This window comes from Micromonospora marina (assembly GCF_900091565.1).
In the GTDB taxonomy this organism is placed as follows: Bacteria; Actinomycetota; Actinomycetes; order Mycobacteriales; family Micromonosporaceae; genus Micromonospora; species Micromonospora marina.
In genome coordinates this window covers 34383-52030 of the sequence record NZ_FMCV01000005.1, presented here as the reverse complement: position 1 = coordinate 52030, position 17648 = coordinate 34383, and the positions used below count along the sequence as shown (strand labels likewise).

16 protein-coding genes are annotated in these 17648 nt (G+C 74.7%); 4 read left to right on the top strand and 12 right to left on the bottom strand.

Annotated elements, in window-relative coordinates:
- Window positions 1–1035, top strand: coding sequence for an ABC transporter ATP-binding protein (locus GA0070215_RS08755; protein WP_091043846.1), 1035 nt, complete (start codon window positions 1–3; stop codon window positions 1033–1035).
- A complete protein-coding gene (locus tag GA0070215_RS08750; RefSeq protein ID WP_091043842.1) occupies window positions 1035–1760 on the top strand; it encodes an ABC transporter ATP-binding protein in 726 nt (241 codons plus the stop codon). Before GA0070215_RS08755 ends, GA0070215_RS08750 begins: the two co-directional genes overlap by 1 nt.
- A 60-nt stretch (window positions 1761–1820) precedes the next feature.
- Here the strand turns inward: GA0070215_RS08750 and GA0070215_RS08745 are convergent, their stop codons facing one another.
- The 3 genes from GA0070215_RS08745 to GA0070215_RS08735 all read right to left on the bottom strand — a co-directional run bounded on the left by GA0070215_RS08745 (window position 1821) and on the right by GA0070215_RS08735 (window position 5111).
- Window positions 1821–2273, bottom strand: a complete 453-nt coding sequence (locus GA0070215_RS08745) for a GNAT family N-acetyltransferase (protein WP_091043838.1) — start codon at window positions 2271–2273, stop codon at window positions 1821–1823.
- A 101-nt stretch (window positions 2274–2374) separates the two neighbouring features.
- Window positions 2375–3979 carry an alpha/beta hydrolase gene (locus tag GA0070215_RS08740; protein WP_167361501.1) on the bottom strand — a complete coding sequence of 535 codons (1605 nt, stop codon included), beginning with the start codon at window positions 3977–3979 and terminating at the stop codon, window positions 2375–2377.
- Window positions 3980–3998: 19 nt separating this feature from the next.
- Window positions 3999–5111, bottom strand: a complete 1113-nt coding sequence (locus tag GA0070215_RS08735) for an ATP-dependent DNA ligase (protein WP_091043835.1) — start codon at window positions 5109–5111, stop codon at window positions 3999–4001.
- A gap of 136 nt (window positions 5112–5247) precedes the next feature.
- Between GA0070215_RS08735 and GA0070215_RS08730 the strand changes: the two genes are divergently transcribed.
- Window positions 5248–5460, top strand: a complete 213-nt coding sequence (locus GA0070215_RS08730; RefSeq protein ID WP_026268617.1) for a hypothetical protein — start codon at window positions 5248–5250, stop codon at window positions 5458–5460.
- A gap of 232 nt (window positions 5461–5692) precedes the next feature.
- Complete coding sequence (locus tag GA0070215_RS08725) at window positions 5693–6214, top strand: DUF1990 family protein (protein ID WP_018788484.1); 522 nt, start codon at window positions 5693–5695, stop codon at window positions 6212–6214.
- A gap of 4 nt (window positions 6215–6218) precedes the next feature.
- Here GA0070215_RS08725 and GA0070215_RS08720 read toward each other — a convergent pair whose 3' ends face one another.
- The 9 genes from GA0070215_RS08720 to GA0070215_RS08680 form a co-directional block, all read right to left on the bottom strand.
- Complete coding sequence (locus GA0070215_RS08720; protein WP_018788483.1) at window positions 6219–7133, bottom strand: DNA-3-methyladenine glycosylase family protein; 915 nt, start codon at window positions 7131–7133, stop codon at window positions 6219–6221.
- A 148-nt stretch (window positions 7134–7281) separates the two neighbouring features.
- A complete protein-coding gene (locus tag GA0070215_RS08715) occupies window positions 7282–7941 on the bottom strand; it encodes a COG4315 family predicted lipoprotein (protein ID WP_018788482.1) in 660 nt (219 codons plus the stop codon).
- Between the two features lie 205 nt (window positions 7942–8146).
- Window positions 8147–8926 (bottom strand): anti-sigma factor family protein, encoded by a 780-nt coding sequence (locus GA0070215_RS08710; protein ID WP_091043832.1) that lies wholly within the window; start codon window positions 8924–8926, stop codon window positions 8147–8149.
- Entirely contained in the window at window positions 8923–9621 is a 699-nt protein-coding gene (locus tag GA0070215_RS08705; protein WP_091043828.1) for a sigma-70 family RNA polymerase sigma factor, read from the bottom strand. Before GA0070215_RS08705 ends, GA0070215_RS08710 begins: the two co-directional genes overlap by 4 nt.
- Window positions 9622–9702: 81 nt before the next feature.
- Window positions 9703–10560 carry a spermidine synthase gene (locus GA0070215_RS08700; protein ID WP_091043824.1) on the bottom strand — a complete coding sequence of 286 codons (858 nt, stop codon included), beginning with the start codon at window positions 10558–10560 and terminating at the stop codon, window positions 9703–9705.
- Window positions 10560–11531, bottom strand: coding sequence for a hypothetical protein (locus GA0070215_RS08695; protein WP_091043820.1), 972 nt, complete (start codon window positions 11529–11531; stop codon window positions 10560–10562). The genes GA0070215_RS08700 and GA0070215_RS08695 overlap by 1 nt, the downstream gene beginning before the upstream one ends.
- A gap of 25 nt (window positions 11532–11556) precedes the next feature.
- Window positions 11557–14031, bottom strand: a complete 2475-nt coding sequence (locus GA0070215_RS08690) for an AAA family ATPase (RefSeq protein ID WP_091043817.1) — start codon at window positions 14029–14031, stop codon at window positions 11557–11559.
- On the bottom strand, window positions 14031–15179 hold the full coding sequence (locus tag GA0070215_RS08685) for an exonuclease SbcCD subunit D (protein ID WP_091043814.1): 1149 nt from the start codon (window positions 15177–15179) through the stop codon (window positions 14031–14033). Before GA0070215_RS08685 ends, GA0070215_RS08690 begins: the two co-directional genes overlap by 1 nt.
- 11 nt (window positions 15180–15190) lie before the next feature.
- Complete coding sequence (locus GA0070215_RS08680; protein ID WP_018788475.1) at window positions 15191–16939, bottom strand: ATP-binding protein; 1749 nt, start codon at window positions 16937–16939, stop codon at window positions 15191–15193.
- Window positions 16940–17648 lie beyond the last annotated feature (709 nt).

The window sequence follows — 17648 nt, the reverse complement described above, 5'->3', positions numbered from 1 at the left end:
ATGACCGCGACCGCTTCCGGCCATCCGGGTCCGGCGCGTCTCACGCCGCGCGGCGAACCGTCGCCCGCCGTACCGGATCTGGCGTCGCTGCAACAGCGGGCCGCCCAGCGCGCCGCCGAACGGGCCGGCGGGCGCGACCGGCTGCGCGGGCACATCGTCTGCGACGGCCTGGTGCGCATCTTCAAGACCGAGGGCGTCGAGGTCGTCGCGCTCCAGGGCCTCGACCTGGTGATCGACCGGGGCGAGCTGGTCGCGATCGTCGGCGCCTCCGGTTCCGGCAAGTCGACGCTGCTGAACATCCTCTCCGGCCTGGACACCCCGACCGCCGGTATCGCCCGGGTCGCCGACTACGACCTGCTGTCGCTGTCGAACAAGCGGCGGCTCGCGTACCGGCGCGACGTGGTCGGGTTCATCTGGCAGCAGACCGGCCGCAACCTGCTGCCGTACCTGACCGCGCTGGAGAACGTGGAACTGCCGATGAAGCTGGCCGGACGGGCCGGCGGCGGACGCAAGCGGCGGGAACGGGCCGGCGAGCTGCTGGACATGGTGGGCGTCGGCTACTGCGCGGATCGCCGGCCGGGTCAGATGAGCGGCGGCGAACAGCAGCGCTGCGCGGTCGCCGTGGCGGTCGCGAACGACCCGGAGATCCTCTTCGCCGACGAGCCGACCGGCGAGCTGGACGAGGCCACCGGCGCCGAGGTCTTCGCCGCGCTGCGCACCATCAACGCCGAACTGGGGGTCACCATCGTGGTGGTCACCCACGACCACGCCGTGGCCGGGCAGGTCCGCCGCACCGTCGCGATCCGCGACGGCCGGACCGCCTCCGAGGTACGCCGGACCGCGCGCGTCACCGCCGACGGCGGCACCGAGATGGTCAGCGAGGAGTACGCGGTGCTGGACCGCACCGGCCGGATGCAGCTGCCGGCACAGTTCGTGGAGGCGCTGTCCCTGCGCGACCGGGTCCGGCTCAACCTGGAACCCGACCACGTCGAGGTGCGCCCCGGCGACCGGGCGCACGGCGAGGAGAGTGAGTGATGACCGACCAGACAGTGGCGCTGCCGGCCGTGCCGGCGTCGGCCGTCGAGGACGTGGTCCGGGTCGAGGCGGTGAGCCGTACCTTCGGCAAGGGGAAGCACGCCGTCCACGCCGTGCGGGACGTCTCGTTCACGGCGGGACGCGGTGAGCTGGTCGCCGTCCGGGGCCGCTCCGGCGCCGGCAAGACCACGCTGCTGAACCTGGTCGGCGGCCTGGACCGGCCGGACGCCGGGCGGATCCGGGTGGCCGGGCACGACGTCACCGCCGCCGGTGAGCGGGAGCTGCTGTCGTTGCGCCGGGGCACCATCGGGTTCGTGTTCCAGACGTTCGGCCTGGTGCCGATCCTGTCCGCGGCGGAGAACGTGGGGGTGCCGCTGCGGCTGGCCAGGGTGCCGGCCGCCGAGCGGGAGCAGCGGGTGGCGGTGCTGCTGGAACTGGTCGGGCTGGGCGGGCACGCGGCGCAGCGCCCGTACGAGCTGTCCGGCGGCCAGCAGCAGCGCGTGGCGGTGGCCCGGGCACTGGCGAACGAGCCGGACCTGCTGATCGCCGACGAGCCGACCGGTCAGCTCGACTCCGAGACCGGACGGTCGATCATGGATCTGCTCCGGGCGGTGGTGCACGCCCGGGGCATGACCGCGCTGGTCGCCACGCACGATCCGGCGCTCATCGAGCTGGCCGACCGTACGCTCACGCTGCGCGACGGCCGGTTGGTGCCGGAGGACTGATCCGGGTGACCGGGCCGTCACCGGCGGCGGCCCGGTGCTCGGTGCGGGGTGGCGGCCGGGTCAGAGCGCCAGCTTCATGCCCTCGTGGCTGGCGACGAAGCCCAGGTCGCGGTAGAACCGGTGCGCGTCGGTGCGCCGCTTGTCGGTGGTGAGCTGCACCAGGGCGCAGCCGCGCTCCCGGGCCCGGTCGATCGCCCAGCACATCATCGTCCGGCCCAGCCCCCGGCCGCGCCGGTCCGAGCGGACCCGCACCGCCTCGATCAGGCACCGTTGCGCCCCGTGCCGGCCCAGCCCCGGGATGTACGTGAGCTGGAAACAGCCGACCAGTTCCCCGCCGTCGTCGGCGACGATGAGCTGGTTGCGCGGGTCGGCGTCCAGGTCCGCGAAGGCCCGCTCGTACGCCTCGTCCACCTCGGGCAGGTCGCGGGTGCGGCCCAGCACGTCGTCGGCGAGCAGCGCGAGCACAGCGGGCAGGTCGGCGCGAACCGCCTCCCGGAAGATCACCTCGGTCACCCGGCCAGCCTGGCACAGTGCCTCGCCCCGCTGTGGCCGGGGCGGCGTCCCGCCCCGGCCGCCCGCGCACCGTCACCGGCGTCCGGACCCCGGCCGCGCCGTCACCGGGCGGGGCAGCGCAGCCCCTCCCGGGGGACGGTCAGCGAGATCAGGTACGCGTCGACGGCCGACGTCACACACGTCGTCTGCGGGTAGGCGGTGTGCCCCTCGCCCTCCCAGGTCAGCACGCGCCCGACTCCGAGCATGGACGCGAGCGCGGGCGTCTGCTCGTACGGCGTGGCCGGGTCGCCGGTGGTGCCGACCACCAGGATCGGCGGGGCGCCGTCCGCCCGGCCGGTCGGGTAGGGATCCCGCTCGCCGGGCCACTCCACGCAGCTCAGCATCCCCACCGCCAACGCGGGACCGAACAGCGGATATTTCTGCCGCCACTGCGACTGCAACGAGCGGACCTGCTCGCGGGTCGGCTTCTCGGTCTCGTCGGCGCAGTTGACCGCCAGATTGGCGTCGAACAGGTTCGAGTAGTGCCCGTCGGGCTCGCGGCCCGCGTACGAGTCGGCCAGCTTGAACACGCCGTCCGGGTCGCCGCCCTGCAGCTCGTCGATCGCCCGGGCCAGCTCCTGCCAGCCCTGCTCGGTGTAGAGCGACGAGATCACCGCGTAGAAGACCCATCCGGCGGTGGCCTCGCGGCCGTCCTGCGCGCGTACCGGGGAGGCCTTCGCCTTGGCGATCGCATCGGTGACCGCGCCCCGGGCGTCCGGGGCGATCGGGCAGCGACCCGCGTTCGCCGCGCACCACCTGGTGAAGTTGTCGAACGCCCGCTCGAAGCCCTTGGCCTGGCTCTCCGACCCGGCGATCAGGTTCTGCCGCGGGTCGACCGCGCCGTCGAGCACCAGTGCGCGCACGCGCTGCGGGTAGAGCTGCGCATAGGTGGCGCCGAGCAGTGTGCCGTAGGAGTAACCGAGGTACGTCAGCTTGTCGTCGCCGACCGCCGCGCGGACCGCGTCCATGTCCCGCGCCGCCTGCTCGGTGGCGTAGAGCGGAAGCTGGTCGCCGTACTTCGCGCCGCACCGCTCGCCGATGCGCCGGTTGAGGCCGACGAAGCCGTCGAACGACGACTGGCTCTCCGGGTCGGGGTCGTAGCCGAAGCTGGCGTCCAGGTCGGCGTCGGAGATGCACTTGACCGGGCTGGACCGGGCCACCCCGCGCGGGTCGAAGCCGACGATGTCGAACCGGTCGGTGATCGCCGTCGGCAGGCCGCCGAACGCCGGCCCGAAGGACAGGTAGACGGCGGTGTCGACGCCCGACGCCCCGGGACCGCCCGGGTTGATCACCAGCGAGCCGATCCGGTCACGCTGCTTGGTCGAGCGGGCCCGGATCAGCGCGATCTCGAACGTCTCCCCGGCGCCCGGCCCGGCGGTCGCGCCGGTGGTGGCCCCGGTGCCCCAGTTGCGCGGTACGGCGATCCGGGCGCAGTCGTAGCGCATGTCCGCCGCGCCCCGGCCGACCAGCTCGTCGGGCACCTCCGGGCAGGCCCGCCACTGCGGGGCGGTGCCCGGCGCAGCGGCCTCGCCCTCGCTCTCGGCGCGCGGGGCGAACGCCGGCAGCGTGCAGCCGGCGGTGAGCACCACCGCCGCGACGAACGCGGCCAGGGCGGGCCGGAACCGGCGGGGCCGGTCGGGGAAGCGGGTCACGTGGACGCCCTCCATGATCGTGTCGACCGTCAGGTTACGCCCGGCCGCGGGTGTCACCGGCCGTCGCCGCCGGGTCGCCGCGCAGCACCTCGTCGACGTCGTAGCGGATCGGGCGGTCGAGCTGGCCGTAGTCGCAGGAGCGGGGATCACGATCGGGCCGCCAGCGCAGGAACCGGGCGGTGTGCCGCAGCCGGTCGCCCTCCATGGCGTCGTACGCCACCTCGACCACCAGTGCCGGACGCAGCGGCTCCCACTCCAGGTTCTTGCCGCCGGTCCACCGGCTCACCCCGCCCGGGATGCGCTGACCCCGTTCGTGGTCGCCGTGCACCCACGGGTGCTCGCCGCCGACGTCGCGGTAGGGCTCCAGCTCGTCGAGCAGCTCCTTGCGGCGGGCCATGGTGAACGAGGAGCTGACGCCGATGTGGTGCAGCACGCCGTCGTCGTCGTAGAGGCCGAGCAGCAGCGAGCCGACCACCGGACCGGACTTGTGCCAGCGGAAACCGGCCACCACCGCGTCCATGGTGCGCGCGTGCTTGACCTTGAACATGAGCCGCTTGCCCGGCTCGTACGGCAGGTCGGCCGGCTTGACGATCAGCCCGTCCAGCCCGGCTCCCTCGAACACGTCGAACCAGCGGCGAGCCGTCTCCGGGTCGGTGGTCACCTGCGTGACGTGCACCGGCGGGCGCACCCCGGACAACGCCTGCTCCAGCCGCTCCCGGCGCCGGGGGTAGGGCTGATCGACGAGCAGCTCGTCGTCGATCGCCAGCAGGTCGAACGCGACGAAGTCGGCCGGGGTGGTCTCGGCCAGCAGTTTCACCCGGGAGGCGGCCGGATGGATCCGCTGGGCCAGCAGCTCGAAGTCGAGCCGCGGCTGGCCGCCCGGCCCGTCCCGGCGGATCACGATCAGCTCGCCGTCGACCGCGCACCGGGCCGGGAGCTGCCGGCGGGCCTGCTCGACCACCTCCGGGAAGTAGCGCGTCATCGACTTGCCGCCCCGGCTGGCCAGCTCGACCTCGTCGCCGTCGCGGAAGACGATGCAGCGGAAGCCGTCCCACTTCGGCTCGTAGGTCAGGCCGTGATCGGTGGGCAGCTCGGACACGCTCTTGGCCAGCATCGGCTCGACCGGAGGGTTGATCGGCAGGTCCACGGCGACCAGTCAACCAGACCCCACCGACAGTGGTGAGGCAGATCACCGCCGGTGGCCGGGTGTCGTGTCCCGTGCCGGCCGCGTTCGTCACCGCCGCCCGAATGGTGAAACCGCAGGTCAGAGCTACCGTCGCGGCGTGCCGGAGTGGAGTTGCGGATGCTGCGGGCGCTGGCGGGTCAGCGTCGAGATGATCCGTGGCCGGTACCGCTACCGGCTGGCGCACCGCTACCCGCCCGAGCACGGCGGCGGGGCGAACGTCCTCGGCGAGGTCGGCTCGGTCACCGAGCTGGAACGCCTGCTGAAGCGGTACGCCCCGGTCACCCTGGCCGACCTCCGCGAAGCCGCCTGACAGCGCGTCGCCTGACCTCCGCGCCGCCTGCCCCGGGTTGGCCGCGGCCGGACGGCCGGGCCACCAGCCCAGGCGTCTCCGCCGCCCGGCGAACCGCCGATCCTGGAAGTTGTGGTGCCTGGCGAAGGCGGCGAGCCGGACATCCTGGGCGCCGCAACTCGACACCTGGCCCGGGTGGACCTCAGCTCACCACGGCGCTCCCGGGCGGCCGTACCCTGGCAGGGGTGTTCCCGTGACCGAGGAGGTGACCGGCGTGCCGGAGCTGACGTACCCGGAGGTGGGCGCGACCCGCGACGGCGGCCGGCCGGCCGGTTACCACCATCTGCGCCACCGGGTCCGGCTGCCGGACGGCGCTTTCCCGGTCGCGGCGGACGCGGTGCTCGGCTGGCGGCTGCACCGGGCGGCCGGCGTGGTGATGCGGACGGACGCGCCGCGCGCCGCGCCCGGGGTACGGGTCACGCCGGGACTCGGTGTCGGCCCGCTGCGGCTGTGGGGGCCGACCGAGGTGGTCTGGACGGTGGACGAGCCGGACCGGGCCGGGTTCGGCTACGGCACGCTGCCCGGCCACCCGGAGGTCGGCGAGGAGGCGTTCCTGGTGACCAGGGGCGCCGACGGCGTCTGGTTCGAGGTGACCGCGTTCAGCCGCCCGGCCCACTGGTACGCGCGGGCCGGCGGGCCGGTCGTGCTCGGCTTCCAGCGGGCGTACGCCTGGTGGCTGGGGCGGACGCTTCGGCGGCTGTGCCGGCGGCGCTGAGCGGTCAGTAGCGGGCGAAGGAACGGATCGGGGCGCGCGGGCCGTACTTCGGGGCCTGCACGCCTGCCGCCTCCAGCAGCACGCACACCCGGCCGCGGTGCCCCCGGAACGGCTCCAGCAGCGCCAGCATCCGGGCGTCGTCGCCGCGGGGCTCCCCGGCCAGCGCCCAGGCCACCGTGTTCGGCACATGGTAGTCGCCGACGCTCACCGCGTCCGGATCCCCGTACGCGATCCGCACCACCTCGGCGGCGGTCCACGGCCCGATGCCGGGGATCGCGGTGAGCCGCCCGGTGGCCTCCGCCGAGTCGGCGCAGCGTTCCAGCCGATCCGCGACGGCCGCCGCGCGGCGCAGCGTGTCGGCGCGCCGCTGCTCGACCCCGAACGGATGGAACACCCAGTACGGCGTGGCCGCCACCGCGGCGGGCTCCGGCGGCAGCAGCAGTGGTTGCAGCGGGCCGGGCGCGGGCTCGCGGAAGTGCCGGACGGTCGCGGCGTACGCCCGGTACGCCTCCTTGCCGGTGACCTTCTGCTCGAAGACCGCCCGCAGCAGCCGGGGAAAGATCTGGCCGGTGGCGGGCATCCGCAGCCCGTGGTGGGTGTGTGCCAGCCGGGCCACCAGCGGATGCGCGGCGGCGAGCGCGGCGAACCCGGTCAGGTCGTCGCACAGCCCGGCGATCCGGTCGGCCCGGTCGACCACCCGGGCCGCGCCCGGACCGTACCCCTCGGCGAGCAGCTCGCCGGCTTCCGGGCGCAGCGCCAGCGTGGCCGGACCGTCCGGGGTGCGGGTGGCCCACCAGAAGGTGCCGGCGGCGATCCGCGCGCACGGATCGTACGGGCTGAACGTGAGCGCCCGCACCGACGGGGCCAGGCGGTAGCCGGCCGGCGGGCGCAGCGTGCGGCGGGCGTCGGGCGAGGTCACCGGGTCACTCTGCCACGCGGCCCGGCCGTGACGCCGGGCACGCCCGGCCGGGAGGCGGGCCGATGCCGGTACGGCCCACCTCCCGGGGTTCGCGACGGTGACCGGCCGCGCCCTCCCCGGCGGCGACCGGTCACCGTGTCCTGGTGCGTCAGTACGAGTAGTCCGAGCCGCCGCCGGAGCTGTCCGAGCTGCCCGCGGCGGGCGGCGCGACCGGCTTGGGGGTGCCGGTCGGCAGGCAGGTCAGGTTCTTCTTGCCGTTCGGGTCGACCACGAACCAGGTGCCGCCGACGCCCTGGCCCTTCCACTGGCCGGGCTCCTTGTCGCCGATGTAGCGGTAGACCGGCCAGCCGCCGATGGTGAGCTGCCGGGTGCCGTCCTGGCGGGTGATGGTGCCGACCTTGTCGTCGGAGACGCCGCGTAGCTGCGGGTTGCCGTCGGTGAGCGACGGCGGCCACACCTCGGCGCACTGGTCCACGCAGTTGGACTGCGGCGGATCGTCGGAGTCCTTGTCGAACCGGTACAGCACCCAGCCGTCCTGGTCGGTGACGACGGTGCCCATCCGGGGCAGCTTCTTGCCGACCAGCTCGTCGGTGATCTGCACGTCGGACGGGGGCGCCTGGTCCGCGACCGGCTCCTGCTCGGGAGCCGCCGACGCCTCCGGTTCGGCCGCCGCGGTGGGTTCGGCCGCGGCGACGGCGACCGGCTCGGCCGCGCCCGAGTCCGCCCCGTTGTAGCCTGCGGGGGCGCAGGCCGTAAGTGCGACCATCGCGCTCGCGACGATGACGGTCGTCCGCTTGTGGTGTGCCACGTGCCCTCCTCGTTCTTGGCAGTTCGCCGAGTAGTACGGGCGCGGCACTGTCAAGGTTGAACCCGCAATGGTGGCACATTTCACAGTGGACCGATTGAACCGATGGACGCCGGCGTGCGTACGTCAGCACGAGGGGGTCCATCGGCCCGGGCACGACACGACGGCGCCGGGTGGCTCAGCCACCCGGCGCCGTCGTCGTACCGGATCAGATGCCGTCCACCGTCACCAGCGGACTCGCCACGCCGTTCGCGTCGACCGACTGCACCTGGAGCTTGTCCATGTCACGCACCGGTGTCGAGGTGGTGATGGTCAGCTCCAGCGGAAGCTGGTTCTGGTTCGTGCCGTAGCCGCCGACCGGCACCGACCAGGAGGAGACCACCTCGCTCGTGGCGTTCTTGCGGACCATCACCAGCCGGCACGTGCGCGGCCCCGGCAGGCGGCTGAGCTGCACAGCGATCTGCGTGCCGTACTCCTTGCGGGCCAGCCACATCGTGGTCTGCACGCCGGTCGCAGGGTCGGTCGCGTTGTGCTGGTCGCCCTCGATCGCCTCTTTCCCGCCGACGCCCGGGTCGTTCGGGTCGCCCGGCTCTCCGCTCGGCGCCACCGTCGGCGCGCCCGGCGTCGGCACCGCCTGCGGCGGCGCCGGCTCGTCGCCGAGCATCCCGGCCGCCGCCGCGCTCACGCCGCCGAACACCACCACTGCCGCCGCTGTCGCCAGCAACTGCCGCACCCGGGTACGACGCCGGTCCCGCCGCACCGCCATCAGCGTCCGGTCCAGCAGCGCCGGATCGGTGTGCGTCTGCTCCAGCGCGGCCATCGCCTCGCCGTCGATGCCGGAGAGCAGCCCCACCACCGGGACCATCGTCTCCAGTTCCGCCGCGCAGGCCCAGCAGGTGGCCAGATGCTCCTCGAACCGCTCCGCGTCCTGCGCGTCCAGCACGCCGAGCGCGTACGCGGCGACGTCCATGTGATCGGCCCGGCTCATTCGGTCACCCCCCTCTCCTGCAGAGCCGTGCGCAGCGCGCGCAGCGCGTAGTAGACCCGCGACTTGGCGGTACCGAGCGGAAGCCCCAGCTCCTCGGCCGCCTCCGGCACGGTGCGCCCCCGGAAGTACGTCGCCACCAGGATCTCCCGGTGCGACTGGCTCAGCGTACGCAGCGCGTCCGCCACGGTCATCGTGCGCAGCACCCGGTCGGTGCTGTCCGACTCGGCGAACATGGTCAGATCCCGGTCGTACGTCTCGGGCGGGCGGGCCTGCTCGCTGCGGTGCTCGTCGATGGCGATCCGCCGGGCCACCGTGACCAGCCACGGGCGCAGCGAACCCTGCCCCTGCACACCGAGCCGGTGCGCGTTGCGCCAGGCCCGCAGCAGCGTCTCCTGCACGATGTCCTCGGCGCGCTGCCGGTCCCCGCCCGTCAGCCGCATCACGAACATCAGCAGCGGGCCGGCGTGCTCGGCGTACAGCAGGCGGATCAGCTGGTCGGAGTGGCTCGCCTCGGTGGAGGTCGCCTGGTGGCGTCCAGGAGCGGGTCGCGGCGGCACCGGGTCATTCTGGCGGTCGGTGGACCGGGCGTCGACCCCCCGGCCCGAACGCGAGGCGCGCGAGTGTGGTTGTGCCCGGGCGGACATCCACTCGGGCCGCGCCACCTCGCCGTGCCAGCCGGCCGCCACCGCATGCATGCAGACCTCCGCTGTCCAATGACATCAGCCGGCCCCCACGGGCATGGCCGCCCGGTGATACGCAGCGACCAGCCGATCGGATCAACGCTCGACCGAAAAAATTCCCGGCGGCGGGGGAGTGGAGTCGACGGCGTCCGCATCGTGGACCACCGCGGCACCGCTGGTGAACCGGTCCAGCTCCGCGCCGGCCAGCACCCGGCCGGGGAACCAGTCGCCCGCCGCCCGCCGGGTCAGCTCCGGCACCGGCGGCTCCACCCGGGACGCCACCAGCACCAGGTTGCCGTAGCGCCGGCCGCGCAGCACCGCCGCGTCGCCGACCAGGCAGGCCCGGGGCAGCACGGTCCGCACCGTCGCGACCTGCCCGCGGGCGTGCCGCAGCGGCGGGCCGTCCGCCACGTTCGCCAGGTAGCTGCCGCCGGGCGCGAGCACGCGGGCCACCTCGGCGGCGTACTCCACCGAAGTCAGATGCGCGGGGGTACGGGCACCGGCGAACACGTCGGCCACGATCACGTCGTACGCGCCGTCCCGGCTCGACGTCAGCGTCGCCCGCGCGTCGGCCACCCGGACCTTCAGGCGCGGATCCGACGGCCACGGCAGCTCGCGGCGCACCAGATCGACCAGCGCCCCGTCCACCTCGGACACCCGCTGCGCCGAACCGGGCCGGGTGGCCCGCACGTAGCGGGGCAGGGTGAGCGCGCCGCCACCCAGGTGCAGCACCCGCAGCGGCGCCCCGGCCGGCGCCACCAGGTCGAGCGCGGCGGCCAACCGCCGGACGTACTCGAACTCCAGGTGCGCCGGGTCGGTCAGGTCCACATGCGACTGCGGCGCGCCGTCCAGCAGCAGCGTCCAGGAGCCCGGGCGGTCGGCGTCCGGCACCAGCTCGGCCCGGCCGGTGTCGACGTCGGCCATTACCCGATCGGAGTCGCGTCGCCGCCCCATCAGCGCCGCATCCCGCGCGCCGCGGCGGTGAGCACCCGGTGCAGCAGCCGCGCGTCGCCGAGCATCCCGCGCAGCCGGCGTTCCAGCCCGGCGATCGGCACCAGGTTCTGCGGGGCGCGCGGATCCTTGTACGGGGTGGAGGCGAACCGGGGCAGCGTCACCAGCGACAGGTCGGCCAGCGCCATCGCCTCCGGCACGGTCAGGTCGGCCGAGCACTCCACCCGCACGATGCCCGCCCAGGGCGCGCCCGCTCGCACCGGCAGCCGCAGATACCACGACCAGCCGCCCCAGGCCGTGCCCAGCCGGAACACCGGGCACCGCTCACCCGGTGCCAGCCCGGTCACCACGGCGGTGAGCCGGGCGTCGAGGTACTGGCTGTGCTGCGTCTTGATGTACCCGAGCGTGCGCGGCAGGTTGCGCCGGCTGCGCAGCGGGCCGTCCACCACCAGCAGGTCGCCGTCGGTGCGCACCGCGTCGGACACGGCCACCTCCAGCGCGGTCAGCGGCGCCTGCACCGCGGCCGGCAGCTTGCTCAGCTCACCGGTGCCGCTTACCCGGTGCACCGGGTAACGGACCGACCCGGCGATCACGTCCTGCGCCGACGGGCTGGCGGTGAACAGGCCGCGGCCCACCCGGGAACCGGCCATCTCGGCGGCGCCCCGCTCCAGGTCGCAGCGCACCACACCGGCCGCGTACGAGGCGGCGATGCCGGGGAACGAGCCGCCGTCCTCCTCGGCCGTCCAGACGCTGGCGTCGATCCGGCGTACCCCGTCGACGAGCAGCACCACGTCCGGCACCCGCACATCCGCGCGGGGACCGATCGCCCGCCAGTCGGTGGCCGGCAGCTCGACGTCGGCGTCGACCTGGGCACTGCTCGGCGCGGCCGGCCCGGACCCGCCCGCCGCCTCGAACGACGCGCCGTACGCCGGATCCCAGGCGTCGACGAAGAACGCCGGCGACGGCCCGGTCACGCCGCGCCCCGCCGGAGCGTGCCGGTCACAGGCCGGTCCGTTCCACGCGGGCCGTCCGCGCGTCCTTGCGGACCTCGAACCGCACCGGGATGCGCTCGGCCAACGCCGGCACGTGGGTGACCACGCCGACCATCCGGTCACCCCGGGCGGCCAGGTTCTCCAGCGTCGCCGCGACCGTGTCCAGCGTCGCCGCGTCGAGCGTGCCGAAACCCTCGTCCAGGACGATCGACTCCAGGCTCGCGGCCGTGGTGGACATGCCGGCGAGCTGCTCGGACAGCGCCAGCGCCAGTGCCAGCGACGCCTGGAACGTCTCCCCGCCGGACAGCGTGCGCACCCCGCGCCGCAGACCGGCGTCGTGGTGGTCGACCACGAAGAACTCACCCTTGTCGTGCACCAGGTCGTACTGCCCCCCGGACAGCTCCCGCAGGATCCGCGACGCGCCGTCGACCAGCAGGTCCAGCGCCTCGGTGAGGAGCCAGCGCTCGAAGTTGTTCGCCCGCAGGTGCGCGGCGAGCGCCCGCGCCACCCGCGCCTCGTGCTCGTGCCCGGCCCGCTGCTCCCGCAGCCCGGCGGCCTGCTCGCGGCGCTCGTCGAGGCGGCGCAACTCCGCCTCGGCCCGCTCCACCGCCACCGCCACGTCGCGCGGCGCGTCCCGCGGGGCGTCCAGCCCGGCCGCGGTGAACGACGCGGCGATCCCGTCGGCGACCTCGGCCGCGGCCCGCTGCGCCGCCGCCACCGAGTCGGCCAGCCCGTCCCGCTCCGCGCGCCGCGCCCGCGCCTGCTCGCCCGCCCAGCCGGCCAGCGCCGTCCACGCCGCCGCCACGTCGTCCCGGTCGGCGGCCGGCGGCCCGAACCGGGCCAGCCCGTCGCGGACCGCGTCGAAGTCACGCCAGGCCCGGCGCAGCCGCTCCTGCGCGGCGTCCAGCGCGCCCCGCGCCCGCCGCGCCGCCTCCCGGCCGGCCCGCACCGCGCCCGCCGCCTCATCCAGCGCGGTCCGCAGCCGCGCGTGCTCGGCGAGCACCTCGCGCAACCGCTCCGGCGCGGGCGCGTCCGCCAGTTGCTCGTCCAGCTCGGCCAGGCGCGCGCCGAGCTGGTCGTGCTGGGTCCGGGCGCGCAGCAGCACCCGGTCCAGGTCACGGGCCGCGGCGTCGCGTTCCTGCACCAGCCGCTTGGCCGCCTCGCTCGCCGCCCGTGCCGCCTTGCCCGCCTCAATCGCCCGGCTCACCGCCGAACCCTCCGGCACCGCCGGCACCGTGCCGACCGTCTGCTCGCACACCGGGCACGGCGCGCCGCCGACCAGGTGCGCCCGCAGGGCCACCGCCTGATCGGCGGCCTTCGCCTCCTCGTGCGCGCGGAACGCCGACTCCAGCTCCGCCTCGGCGCGCTGCGCGTCCGCCCGCGCCGCCGCCAGCGCCGCCACCGCCGCGTCGTGCTCGGTCCGCGCCGCGTCCACCGCCGCGCGGACCGTCGCCGCCTCCGCGGTCAGCCGGTCCCGGTCCGCGTACGCCCTCAGGTGCAGCCGCACCGCGCTCTCGTCACCGGCGGCGGCCAGCTCCCCGCGCAGCTTCTCCTCGCGCTCCTCGGCCAGCCCGACCGCGCCCGCCGCCTCGTCGGCGGCCACCCGGGCCGCCGCCACCGCCCGCGCCAGCTCGGCGGTGCCGTCCGGCGGCCGGACCCCGGCCAGCACACCCAGTTCGGCGTCGAGGGCGGCCAGCGCCGCGGCCCGCTCACCCGCCGTCGCCCGGGCCCGCTCCCACTCGGGTACGGCGGCAGCGACCGCCGCGGCCAGTTCCCGCATCGCGTCCACCCGCTCCCGGGCGGCGGCCAGGGCCTCGTCGTCGACGTCGGCGAGCCCGCCGAGCATCTTGTCGACCGCCTCCAGCTTCGCCTCGGCCTGCCCGGCCCGCTCGACCGCCTTCTTCTGCACCGACTCGTAGACGCCCAGCCCGAGCAGGTTCACCAGGATCTGCTGGCGGGTGGCCGGCTTGGCGTGCAGGAAATCGGCGAACTGCCCCTGCGGCAGCACCACGCAGGAGGTGAACTGCTCGTACGGCAGCCCGACCGCGTCCAGCACCGCCTGTTCCATCTCGGCCGGGGTGCCCGCCACCACCTCGCCCAGATCCTCCGGGCTGAGCCCGGTGTCGAGCTTGGTGACGTCGAAGCCCAGCGGCATGAGCTGCAGCCCGGCGTTCGCCGTCTTCACGGTGCCCCGGCCGTCGCGGCGCACCACCCGGGTCGCCACGTAGCGGTCCCCGGCGGACTCGAAGACCAGCCGCACCCGCGCCTCGGTGGCCGACGGCGCCAACGCGTTCGCCAGCCCTCGGGCGCCGCCCCAGCGCGGCACGGTGCCGTAGAGCGCGAAGCAGATCGCGTCGAGCACCGTCGACTTGCCCGAACCGGTCGGCCCGATCAGCGCGAAGAAGTCGGCGTCGGTGAAGTCGACAGTGGTCTCGTCGCGGAACACAGTGAACCCGGCCATGTCCAGTCGCATCGGTCGCATCAGTGCTCCACCTCCTCGAGCAGCTCGTCGAAGAGTTCCCGGACACCATCGTCGGCGTGCCCGCGGCTGTCCAGGTAGTCACCGAACAACTCGCCCGGCGACCGGCCGGCCCGCTGGGCGGTCCGCGTGCCGCTGCCCGGCGCGGGCATCAGCTCCGGGTCGATCCGGATCTCCAGCGCCCGGGGCAGCAGCTCCTGCACCTCCTCGCGCAGCCCGGCCCGGGGCTGCTCCCGGACGTAGACGCGCAGCCAGCCCTCCGGCGGCTCGACCTCGGCGAGCTGTGCCAGCGTCCCGCGTACCGTGCGCAGCGGCACCGCGCCCGGCACCGGTACCTCGCGGACGCGGGCGGCGGTCGTGGCGGTCACCTCCACGATCGTCACCGACCCGACGTTCTCCTGCTCGCCGAAGTCGACGGCGAGCGGGCTGCCGCTGTAGCGGATCGGGCACGGGCCGATGACCCGCTGCGAGCGGTGCAGGTGACCCAGCGCCACGTAGTGCGCGTTGCCGGGGAAGACGGTGGCCGGTACGGCGTATCCGAGCACGGTGTGCGCGTCCCGCTCGCCGCCGCCGGTGCTCGCCCCGACCACTGTGAGGTGCGCGGTCACCAGGTGCACGCGGTCCGGCTCGGTGAACCCCTCGGCGAGGCGGTCCAGCACCCGGCCCAGGTGGTCGGCGTACGTCTGGTTAGCCTCGGCCGGGGTGAGCGTGTACATCTCCACCGCGCGCACCGCGTACCGCTGGGACAGGAACGGCAGCGCGGCGAGCCGCCACCGCTCCCCGCCCGCGGTGACCCCGTCGACGACATGCTCGTCCGGGTTCTCCCGGACACTGCCGCGCAGCGTGATCCCGGCCGCCTCGGCCCACGGCCGCAGCGCGTCCAGCGCCGCGCCGTTGTCGTGGTTGCCGCCGATCGCCACCACGTCGGCCCCGGTACGCCGCAGCGCGGTGAGCGCCCGCGTCACCAGCCGGGTCGCCTCCGGGGCCGGCGCGGCGGTGTCGTACAGGTCACCGGCGACGATCACCAGGTCGGGCCGTTCGCGCTGGGCGATGTCGATGACCTGGGCGAGGACCTGCTTGTGCTCCTCGGCCCGGGACTGCCCCTTGAGGACCTTGCCGACGTGCCAGTCGGAGGTGTGCAGGATCTTCATGTGGGTGCCGCCTAGAACGGGATGTCGTCGTCGGAGGAGCCGGAGCCGACCACGGCGAACGGATCGGCGGCCTGGGTGATCGACCGTAGCGTCTCCGAGGGCGCGCGGCCCGCCTCCGAGACCCGGGTGGCCCACGCCGGGAACGGGAACTCCAGGCACAGCGGCACCGGGATGTCCGGCTGGTTGACGAACATGGTGCCGGGCTTGGCCAGCAGCGCCCGCTGCCGCTGGGCGGGCGGCAGGAAGCCGTACTCCGGGCGGGACGCCTCGGCCGGGTCGAGCCGGCCCACCACCCGGATCGCCGAGTTGGTGACGATCCGCCGCTCCACCTCGCTGGCGGTCTGCTGCGCGCCGACCAGGATCACGCCCAGCGAACGGCCCCGCTCGGCGATGTCGAGCAGCACCTCCTTGATCGGCGACGAACCCTCCCGCGGCGCGTATTTGTTCAGCTCGTCGAGCACGACGAACAGCAGCGGCTTGGCGGTGCCGGCCTTCTCCTTGCGCTCGAACTCGCTCTTGAGCGTCACGCCGACCACGAACCGCTGCGCGCGATCCGGCAGGTTGTGCAGGTCGACCACAGTCACCTGGGCGCTCTCCGCCGTGTTGATCGAGTGCGGGCGGCGGGTCGCCAGGTCACCACGGATCAACCGGCCCAGGTCCTTCTTGCTGCCGATCAGCCGGCGGGCGAACGCGTTGACGGTGCCCAGCCCGACCGCGCTGCCCGCCCACTCGCCGCGCGTCTCGTCGTCGTTGAGCTGCTCGACCACGTGGTCAACCAGATCGGCGTACGAGCCGAGCCGCACCCCGTCGATGCTCACCCCGCCGTCGGCGGGCTGGGCGTAGCGGGCCAGGTGCGCGGCCACCGAGTGGACCACCATCGTGTACTGCTGGCGCTCGTCGTCGGCGTCGGCGAACACGTACGGCAGCAGCCGGTCGGCGCAGAACTCGCTCAGCGTCCAGTAGAAGCTGTCCACCCCGGTGAGCCGGCTGCTCACATCCGGCGTGCCGGAGGAGTCGCCGACCCGGGGCGGGGCGTACACCCGCACGTCCGGGAAGGCGCCCGCGTCAAGGCCCAGCTTCGCGTACGCCGCCCGGGTCGGGTCGTCGAGCCGGGTGTTCGGGTGGTCGAGGAAGAGCAGGTCCTCGCCCTTCACGTTGAAGATCAGCGCCTTCGCGTTCACCGCGTCGCCGCCCAGCACGCCGGAGCGGAACACCGAGTAGAGCAGGAACGTGGCGAAGCTCGTCTTGGTCGCGACACCGGAGATGCCGGAGATCGACACGTGCGCGCCCCGGGTGCCGTCGAGGAAGTCGGCGTTGAGGTAGACCGGCACGCCGTCGCGGCCCATCCCCATCGGGATCCGCCGCTCCATCCGGTCGAAGTGCAGCGCCCGGGCCCGCGCGTCACCCTCGGCCCGGTGCACCACGGCACCCGGCGTGGGCGGCACGTAGAACTCCGGGTCGACCCGCGTGGTGGTCACCTCGGCGGCCTCCTGCACCTGCGCCGGCAGTGTGCCGTCGGCGATGGCGAAGACGTCGGAGTCGAACTGCGCCCCCTCGTGCCGGGCGCGCACCTGGGTCACCACCCCGGCGATCGTCACCGGCTCGCGGTCGGGCAGGTCGCGGCGGGTCACCACCACGTCGTCGAGTTGCAGGTAGCTGCCCGGCGCGACAGCCGTCCAGAAGGTGAGCGGGGTGGCGTCAGCGGTGCCGAGCACCCGGCCGACACCCTCGCCGGGCCCGTCGAGCTGATCGTCGGTCATCGGCGGTCTCCGGTCGGCTGGTCGTACCGTTGGCGGTGCACGTCGTGCATCCTGCCCGAGGGATGCGACAGGTTGCCACGCGACGCGGCGGACGCCACGTCACCCGTGCGCCGAACGGTAGCCACCCGAATCCGCCCGATCACGATGCGTGCGTTTCCGCCACGTGCGCTCCGCCCGCCGCCCGCCGCCCGCCGCCCGGCGCCGTCACGCCGTCGCCGTGCCGCGCGCCGCGTCGCCAGCCGAGCCGTCGTGCCGCGCGCCGCGTCGCCAGCCGTGCCGTCGTGCCGCGCGCCGCATCGCCAGCCGCACCGCCGTGCCGCCAGTCGCTGCCCGCCGGGTTCCGAGGTGTCCGCCCGGTGATCAAGCGGTGCCGTCAGGTGGTCCGAGGTGCTGCCCGGCGCCGTACGGTCGGGCCCGGCGGCTCGGTGGAACACCATGGGTGTCTCCGCGGGCCGATGACACCCATGGTGTTCCACCCATCGCCCGCCCACCGCGACCGCGCCGCTTCCCGTCCGTGCCCTCCCGGCAGGCGGGAGCCGTGTCCCACCGGTCAGGACACCGCAGAGATCTTGGTAGGAAAGGGCCCCCATAGGGGCCGTCCGGTACCAAGATCTCGCGTGCCGCGTGCCGCGTGCCGCGTGCCGCGTGCCGCGTGCCGCGTGCCGCGTGCCGCGTGCCGCGTGCCGCGTGCCGCGTGCCGCGTGCCGCG

What these genes read in the sequence shown, in the direction of transcription:
- GA0070215_RS08755 (WP_091043846.1), top strand. Translation starts at nt 1, where the DNA reads ATGACCGCGACCGCTTCCGGCCATCCGGGTCCGGCGCGTCTCACGCCG.
- GA0070215_RS08750 (WP_091043842.1), top strand. Translation starts at nt 1,035, where the DNA reads ATGACCGACCAGACAGTGGCGCTGCCGGCCGTGCCGGCGTCGGCCGTC.
- GA0070215_RS08740 (WP_167361501.1), bottom strand. Translation starts at nt 3,979, where the DNA reads ATGGAGGGCGTCCACGTGACCCGCTTCCCCGACCGGCCCCGCCGGTTC.
- GA0070215_RS08710 (WP_091043832.1), bottom strand. Translation starts at nt 8,926, where the DNA reads ATGAGCCGGGCCGATCACATGGACGTCGCCGCGTACGCGCTCGGCGTG.
- GA0070215_RS08705 (WP_091043828.1), bottom strand. Translation starts at nt 9,621, where the DNA reads ATGCATGCGGTGGCGGCCGGCTGGCACGGCGAGGTGGCGCGGCCCGAG.
- GA0070215_RS08700 (WP_091043824.1), bottom strand. Translation starts at nt 10,560, where the DNA reads ATGGGGCGGCGACGCGACTCCGATCGGGTAATGGCCGACGTCGACACC.
- GA0070215_RS08690 (WP_091043817.1), bottom strand. Translation starts at nt 14,031, where the DNA reads ATGCGACCGATGCGACTGGACATGGCCGGGTTCACTGTGTTCCGCGAC.
- GA0070215_RS08685 (WP_091043814.1), bottom strand. Translation starts at nt 15,179, where the DNA reads ATGAAGATCCTGCACACCTCCGACTGGCACGTCGGCAAGGTCCTCAAG.
- GA0070215_RS08680 (WP_018788475.1), bottom strand. Translation starts at nt 16,939, where the DNA reads ATGACCGACGATCAGCTCGACGGGCCCGGCGAGGGTGTCGGCCGGGTG.